This is a genomic window from Photorhabdus machadonis (assembly GCF_052657765.1).
In genome coordinates this window covers 3,103,626-3,119,417 of record NZ_CP199761.1, presented here as the reverse complement: position 1 = coordinate 3,119,417, position 15,792 = coordinate 3,103,626, and the positions used below count along the sequence as shown (strand labels likewise).

Here is a 15,792-nt window from a genome sequence, read left to right as displayed (position 1 = left end):
CTGTCTATTTTATCAATAAATAACGAACAAAGGTAGTATATATAAACCGGGAAGTAATACGTAATCTAAGACAATAGAAATTTTTCTGGGATATAGTGATTGAAATTATTGGCTAGACAGTATTCTTCCAGTTGTCGACTGGAGTTAATGCCTATTTTGCGATATATTCTGGTCACATGCGTTTCAATCGTACGATAGGCGATATTCAGTATTTTTCCAATCTGTCTTTTGGAATGCTTCTGTAAAAAGAGAAAGATGATATCCCATTCGCGTTGAGTGAAAAGATCAGTCGGTGGTTGGAGTATAATGGATGATGGTAGTTTATCATAATATTCACATAAGTGGGTCAATGAGTACTCTTTAGCTTTCCACATATGATACATAATGCCCACACAATGACCATTGTCATGATAAAGCGGTAATTTTTCACAAAAATAGGATGACTGAGTGTGTTCTTGCCCAAATACATGAGTTTCAATTGAACATACTCTTTGCCCTTTTGTCATCACATTTTTATCGTGAATAATAAACTCTTTTGCGAATTCAGCACCATCCCAAGGCAGTTCATGATCATAAAGCCCTTCATAATCAAATGACTCTTTAAAATTGTGAATAAATTTTTTTGTCGCTGAATTACCATAAATGAAATTTGAAGAACTATCTTTTATTCCCCACGGTTCATTACTCATTTCCATTGTGTTGATAATCTGCGGTGATATTGCATAGTTCTTCTTCATGTTAATAAAAAAGCCTTTTTAATCTGGAGGTTAAAGGAACATTTTACTTTCTGGATGCACAAATCTTTCTGGTACATAGAGATCATAATCATTCAACCGGCAATATTCTTCCAATTGATAACTGGAATTAACGCCAATTCTTTTATATATCCGTGCGATATGAGTTTCAACAGTGCGATAGGAGATATCCAACATTTTGCCCATTTGTTTACTGGTATACTTTTGTAAAAGAAGGAAAATAACATCCCATTCCCGCTGAGTAAATAAATCAGTTGGTGGTTGGAACAGAATAGATGAAGGGAGTTTCCCATGATATAGACGGGTTAATGAATAGTCCTGAGCTTGCCAACCGTGAAATATAATTCCCATACAAGTCCCGTCTACATGATAGAGAGGTAATTTTTCAAAAAAATAAGACGAAAGAATTTTCTCTTTTCCATATACATGTGTTTCAAGTGAACATATTCTGTCTTCTTTTGTCATTACAGTCTTATCATGGGTAATAAATTCTTTTGCAAACTCTGCACCATCCCAAGGAATTTCATCATCAAAAAGCCCTTCATAGCTAAAAGAATTTGAAAGATTTTGAAGATTTTTGAATGCTAGATTAGCATAAATAAAGCATGAACTCTCATTTTTAATTCCCCAAGGATCATTACTTTGCTCTAATGTATTAATTATTTGGGATGAAATGGTTAATTTACTGTTCATATTATCATTCCTCTTTTAAAATTTAGGATTAAGGTATTAATATTTAAATTTATAGTCGATCTAATTCTATGCTACCAATAGTGACAAATCTTTCTGGAATATAAAGATCAAATTTGTTTTCCTTGCAGAAATCTTTTAATTCTGCATGCAATGGCAAATCAAATTTTCGGCAAATTGACTGAATATGATTAATCACATCTTCTGTACTTATTAGTAATTCCTCACTGATACTCTCTTCATCTAATGAGCGAAGGATCAGAAAGAGAACTTCCCATTCAGTCTGGGTCAGCGTGTCATTCGGTGGTATGAATTGCAGTGCCGACGGAGATGTTTTTTCATAATAATAGGCAACAGAAAAGTTTTCAGTCTTGCACATATGAAAAGTAATACCAATACAATTGCCATCTTCATCACAAAGTGGATATTTATTGCAAAAATAGATTTGCTTAATCCTATGTTCTTCAAATGGATGAGTTTCCAATGAAGTGACTCGTTGCATGGTTTGAATAACTTTCTGATCCTGACGGTAAAACTCTTCTGCATATTCTGCAACAGGAGAAGGTAATTCACCTGTAGAAAGCCCGGTAATATCGAAATCTTCTGGTAGATTGAGTAGTTGATAAAAAGCGGAATTGGCATAGATAAACCTTGATTGGAGATCTTTAGCTCCCCAAGGTTCGCTGCTTCTTTCCCACGTATGAATTAATTGTGGGGTGATATTATTGGATTTGTTTTTTATATGTTGCATATTGACTCCTGAATGATTATTTCAGCCGTTATCTGCGAGGTCTGCCTGCAAATTATACCTTAATTATACTTAAAATACCTTGGTCTCATAATAGAATATAATAACTTGCGCGTCAAAATACATATATTTATTAATCAAACATTTTATTATTTTCTATAGTAACTTTAATTATCAGTAAATATAACAAGTATTACTGTTTTATATGAAAACATTTTAGAATGATTACTAACCAAACAAATTAATGAATTTTATTTTTTCGTCATGAGTAATTAGGTGACATGTGTCAAGAATTTTCTGTCATGGATCGAAAGTGGAGGGAGCTATTCTTATAACGAGGACTTATAATAGGCTGAAAGAGAAGATGTTATCTATTGAGCAGAATAATACGAATAAAATAGTACTTAATTGAAACAATATGCGATCAATTAAAGAATGCTTCTTAAATAGGGTATGTGATATATCATAATTCGATGAAATATATTTAGGAAATGTCAGCATGATCAACTATATGAGCTTTTCAATCTGAAAATTAGGTTTAAATTCCTTTGCTGTTGGAATAACTATTCTTAAATAAAATTAAGGTTAGGTAAGTTCTACTTAATTTATTTTTTGAAGAATAATGAGATAAAAAACTTACTTAAAATGGTATAGCTACGAGATATAAAGTTGCATTTTAAGTTCAACTTAGAGATTTGTAACAATCTGGTGCTGGATAAGTCGCGGGATAAAAAATTGCCATGGTATAAACGGTGGAAGCGATATTGAATTGTTATCGATGCGGGAAGAAAAGGTGTTGTTCCAGAACCAGAATAATGCGAATTAAATAGTATTTAATTGAAGTAATATTCGAACAATTAAATAATACTATTTAAGTAGAGTATACGAGATGCGATATTTGAATCTAAGATATATATTTATGGAATGTGATGGTATTTTTTTAATAAATCAATGGCATATTTTTGAAAAAAATCAGGGAAAAATAAAGGGAGGAAGGTTAATATGGTAAATATAAATGATTTGGATATATTTTCGGTTGAAAATTGTTTGGTTATTTGTTCGTTCTAATTATATAAAAATAGTTAACCTTCTAATCTATAAGAATATTCCATTATTATTGCCTCGGACTAGACTGTGAGTGGTGTTAGTTTCGGGGAATTATTTTCACAATAATTCAATATGTTTATTATAAAATAGTATTATTTAATTTGAGGAAGGTATATGAGTCCCAAGAATGATTTTAAAGCTTTTTCTATTAGTAATAACGCTAATGTAGTGAGTCAAGATAGATATGAAGAAAATCCATCTTTAAAGACGGGTTTTCCACCAGAAAATATTACCACTCATTTACTTAATAAGGTATTACGTCAGTCGTCAACGATATCATCTGTAATGGCTAATTTTATCGCTACACACTGTGGCGATGATGTTCTGGATGATGGGGACATAGTTAAACTCATCACACAATTAAGCAGAGCTTTAGAACAAAAAATTACAACGACAGTTCCAAATGCTTCATTAACTCAAAAAGGCATAGTTCAACTCACAGATAAAACAGGTGATAGTCATTCACTGGCAGCAACTCAGAAATTTGTTTCTGATGTCAATAATAATGCTAACAGCAGATTAGGAAAAAGCCAAAATGGTGCCGACATTCCTGATAAAAATGCGTTTGTGAAAAATCTCGGTTTGTTGGAGACGGCAAATCAGGCGGCTAATGCTGTACCGAATAGTAGAAAAATTAACGGGAAGGTGTTGACTGGGGATGTCATTCTGAATGCCGGGGATGTGGGAGCATTTAGGCTCGGATTAACAGGAAAATACTCTGTTAATAATCAAGTCCCTTGGAATGCAGATACAGGATTATATGATTTGTTGAATCCTGGAGTAGATTCTTCGCATGTTGCTCATTTCAATAATGGCGTTGGGAGTTGTCCCGCTTTTCAGTTGAGAGTGCAGTACAAAAATAGAGGGATTGCTTATCGTTCGGCCCGTGATGGTTACGGCTTTGAGGAGGGTTGGACTGATATTTATACAACAAAAAATAAACCGACTGCGGCGGATATCGGGGCATATGCAAAATCTGAAGGATCTGAATTTATCCAGGCAAAGTATGTTACTCAAGCAAATATAAGTGATTTTACAGCATGGATAAGATCATTGTCGCAGGGCGGTCATGCATTTAGGTTTAGTGGAAATCATGGTGGTGTTGGATATCCCTGGTCAGGTGGCTATGTAACAAGAATGCATGACATATGGGCGGGATTTGTCTCACATTATGATTATGCCGGTATTAGCTTTATCCACGGAAATGATGGTGGCGGAGATACAAAAGTTAGCCGACTTTGGACAGATAAAAATGCACGCCCCGATGCTAATGGTAATCTTAGAGTATCCAGCCCAGCAGTTGTAGATATTCATCCAGACGGAACTTATGAGCTAACTAGCGAAGCTGAAGGCGTCACTATTAAACGCGTAGATACAGGGAAATATCGTATCAGCGGTTGCAACGGTTTTGCTAAAGATAGTGTGTGGGGAATTCACAGCGGTATTATCGTTCCAGCAGACAACAACGGGTTAAATCTTATTTGGGTTTATGAATCGATGGACACATCCAGCGGTGATATAACAATTGAATGTTACCATCGTCAAAATACAGATGCCCCGAAATTTGCTCAAAATAAGCGAGTCAAAAGCGTAACTGCAACAGGGGAAACGGTTTATTACAATGATGGTGACCTGTGCGATATTCCAGACGGAAGAGTAATAAATGTTTGTGTGCAACTAACTGAAAAACCATAATAATATAATCAGGGCTATGTAGCCCTGTATTACTACAATTCATTATGTATAATGGTAATTGATGTTAAAATGCTAATTATAGTAGCTTGTTTATCACAGGGAGTTTGATACTAAAATCGGCAAAAAATATACATTTGGATATTTAGATGTTAACTATTACGATGAGTTTAATATGCGCCCAGTAAAATACTAAAAAACAGTATGGTTTATACATTATGAATAATATTTGTTGATATGGAATTATTTTGAAAAATTTACATTTATCTTCTTAGTTAATTGGATTAATTAAATAAAGCAAAGAAAGAAATACGTAATAATAAAATAGATTGTTTATAATAAAAAGTGACCTGTAGGTTGAAAATATCTTGATGGAATATATGTGTCATAGCCATTTTCTTTGCAAAACAGCCTTAATTCAATTGATGATCCGATAGAGAGTTTATTATAGATGCGTTCAAAATATTTTTCCACGGTATGGAATGAGATTTTTACCTCATCAGCAATACATTTATTACTGATGCCGCGACAGAATAAAAATATTATCATCCATTCTTTCTTTGTTAATATATTGTTAGGTGGTCTAAATCTAATGGATATAGACGTATTATTCATTACGTAATGAGATATTGTAAAATGATCTATTTCTTTGGCATGAGAAATGATTCCAATACATTGATTATCTTCATCCATTAGTGGATATTTATTACAAAAATAGGATTTAAGTTGTTGACCATTTCCTTGAGGATAGGTGCCAATAGATGATATTCGCTGCATACATGCTAAAACTTTGCGGTCATGCTCTTCAAAAAGGTTAGCAAAATGATTGAACGGTGTAGGTAATTCTTTATCAGTATATCCAATAATATTAAAGTTTCTAGGTAACTTATTGGCTTTAATCGAGGCCGTATTTGCATAAATAAAGCGGAGTTCTTTATCTTTTACGAACCATGATTCTGTGCTTCTATCCCATGTATTTGTTAACTGAGTGGTAATAAAAGGAACTTTTTTACATCCAAATTTTTTCATGCATAACCTTTAAAAAATCATTGAACATAACGTTAATACTTTTATATAAAATATATTCCAGCTAAGCTAGCTACTTTGTCCATTAATCATGGATAAGGGCAGCATATGAAACCGAGAATAAATATCTAATTTAGGACAATAAAAATCTTTCCGGTATATAGTGATTGAAATTATTGGTCCGACAATATTCCTCCAGTTGTTGACTGGAGTTAATGCCTATTTTGTGATATATCCTGATTATATAAGATTCAACAGTACGATAGGCAATATTCAATATCCGCCCGATCTGTCTTCTGGTATTTTTCTGTAGAAAGAGGAAAATGATATCCCATTCACGTTGAGTAAAAAGATCAGTCGGTGGTTGAAGCATAATGGAGGCAGGTAGTTTATCATGATATTGATACAGATAAGTTAATGAATAATTTTGGGCTTTCCAACCATGATATATGATTCCCATACAGTTTCCATCTTCATGATAAAAAGGAAATTTTTCGAAAAAATAAGACGACAGAACTTGTTCTTTTCCAAATATATGTGTTTCAACTGAACATATTCTTTGTTGTTTTTCCAACACTTTCTTATCATGCTTAATAAATTCTGCTGCAAATTTAGCGCTATCCCAAGGAAGTTCACTCTCATAAAACCCCTCAAATTCAAATGAATTTGAAAAGTTCTGAAGAGATTTTAAAGCCAGATTGCCGTAAATAAAGCATGAATTTTTATCTTTGACTCCCCAGGGATCATGACTTGCTGCCAGTGTATTGATAATTTGAGGGGATATGGTGGTGTGATGACTCATATTATAATTCCTTTTTCCACAGCTTGCGGATGTCAATCTTGGTCTGTTTGAGTTGTGTAGTCAGTTTAATACTTTATTACCAGCAAAGACAAATTTTTTGAGAAAATAATGATTATGGCTATTTTATTACGAGAATTGTTTAATTATATATGCCATTGTAGGTTAAATTTTTATTAAATTAGTTGCGGAGTTAAGCTGTTTATTTAATAAATAAACGTTAGCGGACAATGGTTGATAAGAGTTATTTGGGGCGAAAATCCGGTATCAGTAGAACTTTTTTAATACTGTTTGGAGGTGCGGGTATGGCCGACTTTGGTCTGAAAGAAATAAAACTATGTAGCTACGATGGTTGGGATAGGGGTCGAAATGTGGATCCATCTCGTTCAATATTGTTATGGCAAGAAGGGTACTTATTTAGTACAAGAAATTAATGATCCGCCTAATAATGTTGTAAACTTCTCGCTAAATAATAGAGCAGCACTGAACTGGGATGTTCCCGCCGATAATGTTCAAGTAAATGGACGAGTAGTATCAACAACGGGAAATTTTATTGCGGGTGCAAATTTTGTTGGCATCACTCGCCCCCGCAATATCGCATTTAACTACATAGTCAGAGAAGAATAATGACTGGATAAAAACACTCTTTACGTCGTATTGGGAAAAGATGGAAGAGAAGAATAGTTTTCAGATGTTAAATGTAAACTTTGAATATATTTTCGATTCCAAAATATTGAACTACTTATTGTTATTAATTATATAAAACAGTTAATCTTATAATAAATAGGAATGCTGCATTATTATTTTTATGAACTAGACTTTGATTGATGTAAATTGCATAGGGAGTGTTTTTACAATAACTTAATATGCTTATTTCATGGGGAAATTATTTAATTTAAGAGGGGGCATGAGCAAGGAAAATAATTTTAAGGCTTTATCTATTAATGATAATGTCGTGAGTCAAGAAAGATATGAAAAAAGCCAAACTCATTGATCAATTAAATTTGGGCAATAGCGACACATTGGCGGCTACACAAAAGCTTATTTAGAAAATAACAAATTCATTACGTGAAGAAATTAATATACCTGTGGGTTCTCCTATTCCGTGGCCGTTGCCCTATCTTTTGATAAAAGTTGTAAATTATTCAACTGGAACAGAATGGTTAGCGGATTCTAATTTTATAGGAGTGTCAAGACCACGAAACATAGCATTTAACTATATTGTAAGGGCAGCATAATGAACATATCTGTACTTGAAGAAATCCCGGTAGGAATACCTCTTCCTTGGCCGACTAACATACCACCAAATGGGTGGACGAAATGTAATGGATCTATCTTTGACAAATATTTATATCCAAAATTAGCGGAAGCTTATCCTAGTGGCGTATTACCCGATTTACGGGGTGAATTTATTCGTGGCTTGGATGATGGGCGTGGGGTGGACGTTAATCGATATCTACTTTCCAATCAACTGGCAGATATTGCTCCACATATTCACAGGATTGGCCGGATGTGGTCTAACTCAAATGCTGGAGCCGAGGGTTTGGGTACACCAAGCCGTATTCTCAATAGTGTCTACCAAGGCGTTAACTACGGAATTGATTCTCGCGGACTAGGCATTGCCATCGGAATGGGATCTGGTGGTTTCGGTTATATGGATAATGCGGTTGCTGCTTCAACAGGAACAGAAACACGTCCGCGAAACGTAGCATTTAATTACATTGTGAGGATTGCCTGATGAATAAGGCTGTACTGGATAAAAATAATATTGCTATCAGTACCGGAAGTATCATTGTGTTTAATTACGATGCGATTACGCTGGAGTATTTAAACAGTACTGATGAGTATCTTCCTATTGGTGTCGGTCTTCCTGCTAATGCTTGCACAGATGCACCACCTGATATTAAGGAGGGATATGTCGCTTGCCGTTCATCTGATTTAACCCATTGGCTGATTGTATCCGATAACCGTGGAAAAACAGCTTATAACAAGCAGACACGTTTACCGCAGGAAGTTATTGAAATCGGTGAACTACCTGAAACCCTGACTTTCAAGAAACCCGCCACCGATTACGATAAGTGGGAGGGTCAAGAGTGGGTAGTTGATAAAGACCTACTGAAATCCCATCAAATTGAAGAAGTCAAGCAGCAGAAAGCAACACTGTTACGACAAGCGAATGAAATATTGTCGTTACTCCAAGACTCTGTTGACTTGGAAATTTCGACAGAGTCCGAAAAAGCCGCTTTATTGGCATGGAAGAAATATCGGGTATTACTGAGCAGGGTAGATACTTCACAGGCTCCCGATATTGAATGGCCGGAGGTACCGGAGTGATAAACAGGACCATTGTGGTTCTAATTGCTATTGATAGTTTTGTTAATAGATAGTCGCAGTGGAAAAATGCTTATTCAATTTTGAAAAAACATCTTTTGAAATCATATTCTGAATGTGATCTAAATCGATAAAAAAGCTGCCTGGCGGTGGCTTCGGACCATTGACAAACCTCGTTTAAAAGAACGGGGTTTGTTTCTTTTATGATGAAAAATATTGTGGCTTATTTTCCTCATTAGACCAATGGGCTCGCCCACCGATGTGCCATTTTTACCCTTGTCGCACTACATGCACCCTTTATTCAGCAATAGATAAACAGAGTGCCGGATAATAAAGAATGTTAAGTAGCAGGAGTTGCAGGAAAAGATGGATTAGCAGAGCAGGCCGGGATAAGGACTATGCGCGTCGCCTCACCGCGCTCTTGATGTTACATGAAGGGAGTATGGTTTCTCTCGTCTCCAGGACTCTTCACTGTTCACGTTCCTCAGTCAATCGCTGGATAAATTGGTTTACATTATCTGGCCTCGAAGGGTTAAAAAGCCTGCCGGCAGGAAGACCCGCTGTCTGGCATTTGTCTGGCATTTATCTCCACTGCTGACTTTATTGTCGTTCTTATTACAACACGCCCCGCAGGATTTTGGCTACCTGCGTTCACGTTGGAGCATTGTCCAACATGTCAGAGCAAAACCCCGTTTTTTACGAAGACGAAGTGGATATTGACCTTAACCCCAAGCTCGGCGCAGACTGGTGCTTTAAGGGGCAGCAAAAGCGGGTAGTGACACCGGGGAAAAATCAAAAACACTATCTTGCGGGTTGTCTCAATGTACAAACAGGTAAAGTCACGTATGCCAGTGGTGTAAGAAAGCATTCTGATTTATTTATCACCCGGTTAGAGGAAATGAATGTCCAATATTGCCATGCAGAAAGTATCACGGTAATTTTAGATAACTATGGCATTCATAAAAGCCGGAAAGTCAGGGCATGGTTAAAGCAAAACGCTAAATTTAATCTGTTGTTTTTACCTGTTTATTCTCCCTGGCTAAACAAGATTGAACGCGTGTGGCAATCGTTATCGTATTTTCTAGTTTGATTGTTATTTTCTTTTTTTCATTTCCACTTGTTTTGTATTATTTGATATCTGTATTTATTTTTCAATAAACTGCCTAATAATCATATGTTGTATGTCAAATGTTTAGGTTCTATTATGATTATTTCTTTTATTTTCAGTCTTCCAATATCTTTTTTGGTAGGTAATCAATTAAAAAATGATGGTTATTCGGTGTGTGATAAAATCTCATGGATGTCGCCCACAACTTATGTCAAAAACATTAAATTATGTGAATGAAAAATTTTGTAAATATTCATTTTTTCGCCTGTTTAGCCTCCGATTTTTAGGAGCTTTTCTATTATTTCTTATGGTGTTAAATAGTGCTTTCTGTAAAAAATCACGAACCGCAAAAACACCATGAAAAAATTACTTAAATTGTGCCAGCAAAAAACCGATCTAAACTGACACCGGGCATGACATATTCAATATCAGCAATTGTAAATTCTCTTGTTGATTGATTGGTGTGATAAACATTTATCCGGGTTTTATGGATAAGTTTTTTCATCTGACATCGTTCGTTTCGGGGTATTGGTGCTATGATTGGCATCACTCAGCCCATTTTGGGATTTGTTTTGATTTGGTGATTAATCAGATCGCAAAAATCGGACTGAGTTCCCTTCAAGTGATCTACTATTTTGAAATCTTATTTAGGTGTTTAGTCCAAATACCTAAAGATTCAGTGTAGAATATTAAACAGAGGGAGATTCAGGAAGAGATGGAAGTAATAAGAGAAAAGTAGTATCCAGATGTTAAATATAAATGGAATTAGTGTGTTTTTAGTTGGAGATATTAGATTTTTTACTCTTTGAGTTATATAAAAATAATCAGCCTTCTGAGTTATAAGGGTGTTTTGTTATTATTTTATTGAAATACACTGAATTGTGATAAGTCATTTATAAAATAATATTATTTAATTCTAGGAGTGTATATGAGTCAGAAAAATGATTTTAAAGCTTTTTCTATTAGTAATAATGCTAATGTAGTGAGTCAAGAAAGATATGAAGAAAGTCAGAGTTTGCTGACTGGGTTTTCACAAGATAATGTTCCCACTCATTTGTTAAATAAAACACTACGTCAATCGTCAACCATATCATCTGTTGTGGCTGATTTTATCGCGACACAATCTGGCGATGATGTTCTAGATGATGGAAACATAGCTAAACTTACCGCTCAATTGAATAAAGCATTAGAGCAAAAAATTACAACAGACATTCCCAGTGCCTCATTAACGCAAAAAGGTGTTGTTCAACTTACAAATGAGATTGGCAATAGCGACACATTGGCGGTTACACAAAAGCTTGTTCAGGAAGTAATAAATTCATTACGTGAATATACCCGCAAAGAGATAGATAACCGGATTAAAACAGCCAATGAAATTCCTATTGGTTCTCCTATTCCGTGGCCGCTACCCCATCCACCTGTTGGTTATTTCATTTGTAACGGTTCAGCTTTTAACAAATTACAGTACCCGAAAGTTAATGCATATCGGGGAAAGGAAATTACTGGGTTATGGGAAGCTCGGACTTGACCCAGAACGGGTATATCACATATTGCGTGACCCATACGAATTGGAGAAAGCAGCAAGTACATTCAGCAAGAAACAGCGACTTATCCTACATATCCCCGTCAACGCATCCGATCCCAAGAAAGGAATGGGAAAATTCCACCTAGGGTTGTCATTCTCAATCCAACTGGTAATAAAAAGCACATCATGATTCGTTCAGGTGTGCTTTTTTTATGTGAAAAATATTTTTCTGATGATACTTCGAGAGAGAAGATATTGCCTTCACCAATAAATGACCTTATTGTGTATGACTTTTTCTTGCTTTTCAGGGGAAAAAATAAACTCATCGCTTTTTCATCACATACCGGAATTAAAAGGTATGAATGCCGGATTTTCCAAAATAAACCAAACGTTGCCAGCGCATTCGGTCAGGCAATTGATATTCCATCTTTTCATCAGAAAGATTATGGAAATATTTCAGGATAATGATGCGAACCATCACCTCAGTCGGGAATGGCGGGCGTCCACCTTTGGAAGAAATAATACGTGGCGCGACACGGTCTATGGTGTCAGCCAGTGCCGAGAAATCAACATACTTATCAAGAACAAGTAGCGGATCACCTAATTCATCGATTTTTCGACGGTGATATTCGGATGCCAGCTTGTCTTTTTTTAAAGCAGAACGAGGCGGTATCATGACAGCGCTACCTTGCTTTTCTTAATTGTTATTATTGGTGTGACAGATAGACGAGCACTTCCGGGTTTTGCACCATTAGCAATAGGTTTGGCGCTGGTTTTAATTAATTTGATTACATTCCTATTACCAACACATCAGTCAATCCGGCACGAAGCACGGCTGTTGCGATATTCCAGAATACCTGGGCTTTAGAGCAGTTATGGTTTTTCTGGGTGATGCCAATTATTGGTGGGATTGTTGGAGGGGGAATTTACAGGTTATTGTTCGCTGAAAAACAATGATTTTTACTGGTGAGTTACCTTGCTTAAGGCCACGCTGTAGTGTGGTCTTTTTACTTTTCAATGAAAGAACTTTTTGTCATTATTATTTTTTCATTTGTTTTAATAAAGGTAGGAAATATTTCCATGAAGATCTTTAATTATAAATAGCAAAGATAAAGTAAGAGATGAAAAATGCAAGTAATCTGGGTGTGTTTTATTGAAATGTGTTGGGTGATTTATTATTGCCAATTATACAAAAATAATTAACCCTATAAGTTATAAAATAAATTTCATTATTCCTTTCCTGAACTAGACTATAATCAGCACCAATTGAGAGAGGCTATCTGTACGAACATTTAATATATTGATTACTGAATGATATTATTGAGGTGAAGAGGAGTTTATGAGCCAACTAAATGATTTTAAAGCCTTTTATATTAGTGATAATGCTAATGTAGTGAGTCAAGAAAAGTATGAAGAAAGTCAGAATTTAAAGACGGGATTTCCACCCGAGAATGTTTCTACTCATGTATTAAATAAGGTATTACGCCAATCCTCAACAATATCATCAGTCGTGGCTAATTTTATTGCGACACAATCTGGTGATGATGTTTTGGATGATGGTGATATAGCTAAGCTTACTGTGCGATTCAATAGCGCTTTAGATAAAGCTGTAGAGCAAAAAATTTCAAGTATTTCCAGTATCCCCGTTGGTTCTCCTATTCCTTGGCCGTTGCCCCATCCACCTCCCGGTTATTTCACTTGTAATGGTTCCGTTTTTAGTAGATCACAGTATCCGAAGTTAGCAGAAGCTTATCCTAACGGTAGATTACCTGATTTAAGAGGCGAGTTTATTCGTGGCTGGGATGATGGGCGAGGTGTTGATAGTGGCCGTGAAATTTTAACTCACCAAGGGGATGCGATCAGGAACATTACTGGTAGTGTAAGTGGACGAACTGCAACTAACTCATCCCGTATGTTTAGTACCACTGATGGTGCTTTTTATACTTCTGGAACTCACCCCGGCAGTCTATTTAATACTGGCGTTCATCAACCTACGGCTCAGGATCGATTTAGTACTGCGTCGGGTTGATGTTTCATCGGCACCAAACATTAGTTGGCCTGAAAAGCCGCAAGAATAATATCATTAACGTCTTATAATCCTCAGATATTAACAAAGCACTGGTTTTTTAATCAGTGCTTTGATTGAGGAGATTTGTATAAAAGTCCACATAAAAATAAGCTCTGATTCGTAAAATTGATTTAGTATCAATTTTAGATTTATTTTCGCTAAAAGTGGAGGGAAGTCAGAAAGTATATTTCCATATATTTAATGTAAGAGGCTGGAGTATATTTTTGATGATAAGTTGTTGTTTTTCAGAGTTAGACTATAACTGATGTAAATTATGGAGAATTATTTCTAATTAATTCAATTTATTGACTATAAATGAACATTATTTAATTTGGGGAAGGCATATGAGTAAAAATGATTTTAAAGCTTTTGCTATCGATAGTAACGCTAATGTGTCCAGTCAACAGGACTATGAAACAGATCCGAATTTGTCACGTGGGTTTCCAGACAAGCAGTATATTGATAATTACATGTTAAATAAGATATTTCGTCAAACATCAACAATAACATCGGTTGTCGCTGATTTTATTGCCGCACAATCTGGTGAGGATGTTTTAGATGATGGTAATGTCACTAAACTCACTGCACAGTTAAATAAAGCTTTAGAACAGAAAGCGATAACAGGAATTCCCAATGCTTCATTAACACAAAAAGGTATTGTTCAACTTACCGATGTCATTGGTGATAGTGATACATTGGCAGTGACGCAAAGGTTGATTAAGGAAATAGTTAATTCATTACTGGGAAGTATTAATACTAAGGTACCCGATAACCGGAAAATAAACGGTAAAGCGTTGACCGGAGATATTAATTTGACTGCTGCGGATGTGAGCGCAGTATCAATTAATAATGCAATGCATTCAATGAAGTTTGCTCGTTTGCATGGCTCGGAAAATCTATACGATGGTTGTGCCGGGTATGGACCCAAAGCGTCATTCCTCACTAAATATGGACTGCCATCTGATTGGTATGGCGTTCAGTTAAGATTTAGTAATGTAAATGGCTTATCAAATGAAGGCGTGGATGGTGTATGGAGCCATAGGTTAGTTTTCGCGCACGAAGGCAGTTCATATCGTACTGATAGCATAAACAGCCATAGCAAAAGACAAGTTACACGTAAGTTTTGGGACGATAAGAACGCTAAACCAGATACCAACGGAAACCTCAAGGTAGCCTCTCCGGTAGTAGAAATCTACCCTGATGGCACATTCTCGACTAATGACGAATCCGAAGGTGCAGAAGTGATAAAAGAGGCAACCGGCATATATCGTATATCAAATATATTGGGCTATAACGCTGATGGCGGTTGGGGTGTGCATGGGGGCATTTCTGTTCCCCGCGACAACAATAATCTCGAACTGATTTTTGTTGATGATCACGTTCAACTTGATGGCTCTATTATCATTAAGACTTTCCATCGCCAACACGCACATCTACCGGAGAGATTTCAAAATTGGCGGCTCAAATCTATTGATGACAATGGCAACAAGATATTCTATCAAGATGAGGAGTCCTGTGATATTCCCGATTCTTGCCGTTTAGATATTCGGGTCCAAATGCCAGAAGATTCACTCTGGAACTTGAATCGAAAGAAGTTACAGGAAGAAATGGAGAATATCAGCGCTTCTGGTAATAAATTGTAGTAATACGGGGCCGTGTATCGGCCCTGTATTTTACTGCCTATCCTAATAGGGCTATTATAGGCACTTATTTGGGCTTTTTGGCGCTTCAATATTAGGATGTTGACGTTGAGCATCATTCTCTATTTTTTCATATTAATGGTGAGTGATATAACCGCTCGTTTTTAAAGCATATATATCCGTCATCTTTCAAGTTGCCTCTTTGTTGGCTGCACTCACTCACCCCGGTCATATAGTTCTCTGTGCTCCCGGGGATTCGCTCCCTTGCCGTCGTGATGCATCTTGAAATCCATAGGGTATAAA

At 35.9% G+C, this 15,792-nt stretch carries 12 protein-coding genes and 5 pseudogenes; 11 read left to right on the top strand and 6 right to left on the bottom strand.

The genetic code is table 11. The features are described from left to right. Nucleotides 1–65 precede the first annotated feature (65 nt). From ACUN2T_RS14725 to ACUN2T_RS14715, 3 genes are read right to left on the bottom strand one after another with little or no spacing between them, the layout of a single operon-like run. Entirely contained in the window at nucleotides 66–737 is a 672-nt protein-coding gene (locus ACUN2T_RS14725) for a LuxR C-terminal-related transcriptional regulator (RefSeq protein WP_445493740.1), read from the bottom strand. Between the two features lie 30 nt (nucleotides 738–767). Next, a complete protein-coding gene (locus ACUN2T_RS14720; RefSeq protein WP_445493739.1) occupies nucleotides 768–1,448 on the bottom strand; it encodes a helix-turn-helix transcriptional regulator in 681 nt (226 codons plus the stop codon). A 49-nt stretch (nucleotides 1,449–1,497) separates the two neighbouring features. Further along, nucleotides 1,498–2,196, bottom strand: coding sequence for a PAS domain-containing protein (locus ACUN2T_RS14715; protein WP_445493738.1), 699 nt, complete (start codon nucleotides 2,194–2,196; stop codon nucleotides 1,498–1,500). Between the two features lie 1,218 nt (nucleotides 2,197–3,414). Here ACUN2T_RS14715 and ACUN2T_RS14710 point away from each other — a divergent pair. After that, nucleotides 3,415–4,995, top strand: a complete 1,581-nt coding sequence (locus tag ACUN2T_RS14710; protein WP_445493737.1) for a phage tail protein — start codon at nucleotides 3,415–3,417, stop codon at nucleotides 4,993–4,995. A gap of 330 nt (nucleotides 4,996–5,325) precedes the next feature. Here ACUN2T_RS14710 and ACUN2T_RS14705 read toward each other — a convergent pair whose 3' ends face one another. Then, entirely contained in the window at nucleotides 5,326–6,021 is a 696-nt protein-coding gene (locus tag ACUN2T_RS14705; protein WP_445493736.1) for a helix-turn-helix transcriptional regulator, read from the bottom strand. A 130-nt stretch (nucleotides 6,022–6,151) separates the two neighbouring features. Continuing rightward, complete coding sequence (locus tag ACUN2T_RS14700; RefSeq protein ID WP_445493735.1) at nucleotides 6,152–6,820, bottom strand: LuxR C-terminal-related transcriptional regulator; 669 nt, start codon at nucleotides 6,818–6,820, stop codon at nucleotides 6,152–6,154. Between the two features lie 366 nt (nucleotides 6,821–7,186). Here ACUN2T_RS14700 and ACUN2T_RS14695 point away from each other — a divergent pair, with 366 nt between their 5' ends. The 6 genes and pseudogenes from ACUN2T_RS14695 to ACUN2T_RS14670 form a co-directional block, all read left to right on the top strand. Continuing rightward, nucleotides 7,187–7,444, top strand: a complete 258-nt coding sequence (locus ACUN2T_RS14695) for a hypothetical protein (protein ID WP_445493734.1) — start codon at nucleotides 7,187–7,189, stop codon at nucleotides 7,442–7,444. Between the two features lie 634 nt (nucleotides 7,445–8,078). Next, nucleotides 8,079–8,555: pseudogene (locus ACUN2T_RS14690) on the top strand (phage tail protein); the annotation flags it as partial. Further along, a complete protein-coding gene (locus ACUN2T_RS14685; RefSeq protein ID WP_445493733.1) occupies nucleotides 8,555–9,151 on the top strand; it encodes a tail fiber assembly protein in 597 nt (198 codons plus the stop codon). The pseudogene ACUN2T_RS14690 and the gene ACUN2T_RS14685, both read left to right, overlap by 1 nt. A gap of 382 nt (nucleotides 9,152–9,533) precedes the next feature. Next, a pseudogene (locus ACUN2T_RS14680) lies at nucleotides 9,534–10,220 on the top strand (IS630 family transposase); the annotation flags it as partial. Nucleotides 10,221–10,322: 102 nt separating this feature from the next. Further along, the gene (locus tag ACUN2T_RS14675) at nucleotides 10,323–10,493 is read left to right on the top strand and encodes a DUF1240 domain-containing protein (protein WP_445493732.1); all 171 of its coding nucleotides are present in this window, start codon (nucleotides 10,323–10,325) and stop codon (nucleotides 10,491–10,493) included. 691 nt (nucleotides 10,494–11,184) lie between these two features. Beyond that, nucleotides 11,185–11,733 (top strand): annotated as a pseudogene (locus ACUN2T_RS14670) (tail fiber protein); the annotation flags it as partial. A 436-nt stretch (nucleotides 11,734–12,169) separates the two neighbouring features. On the opposite strand, the pseudogene ACUN2T_RS14665 reads toward ACUN2T_RS14670, so the two are convergent. Then, nucleotides 12,170–12,457 (bottom strand): annotated as a pseudogene (locus tag ACUN2T_RS14665) (transposase); the annotation flags it as partial. A gap of 18 nt (nucleotides 12,458–12,475) precedes the next feature. On the opposite strand from ACUN2T_RS14665, the pseudogene ACUN2T_RS14660 reads away from it, so the two are divergent. The 4 genes and pseudogenes from ACUN2T_RS14660 to ACUN2T_RS14645 form a co-directional block, all read left to right on the top strand. After that, a pseudogene (locus ACUN2T_RS14660) lies at nucleotides 12,476–12,738 on the top strand (aquaporin); the annotation flags it as partial. Between the two features lie 382 nt (nucleotides 12,739–13,120). Further along, on the top strand, nucleotides 13,121–13,810 hold the full coding sequence (locus tag ACUN2T_RS14655) for a phage tail protein (RefSeq protein WP_445493731.1): 690 nt from the start codon (nucleotides 13,121–13,123) through the stop codon (nucleotides 13,808–13,810). Then, nucleotides 13,767–13,859, top strand: a complete 93-nt coding sequence (locus ACUN2T_RS14650; protein ID WP_445497882.1) for a tail fiber assembly protein — start codon at nucleotides 13,767–13,769, stop codon at nucleotides 13,857–13,859. The genes ACUN2T_RS14655 and ACUN2T_RS14650 overlap by 44 nt, the downstream gene beginning before the upstream one ends. 334 nt (nucleotides 13,860–14,193) lie before the next feature. Then, a complete protein-coding gene (locus tag ACUN2T_RS14645; protein ID WP_445493730.1) occupies nucleotides 14,194–15,492 on the top strand; it encodes a phage tail fiber protein in 1,299 nt (432 codons plus the stop codon). Nucleotides 15,493–15,792: the final 300 nt, after the last annotated feature.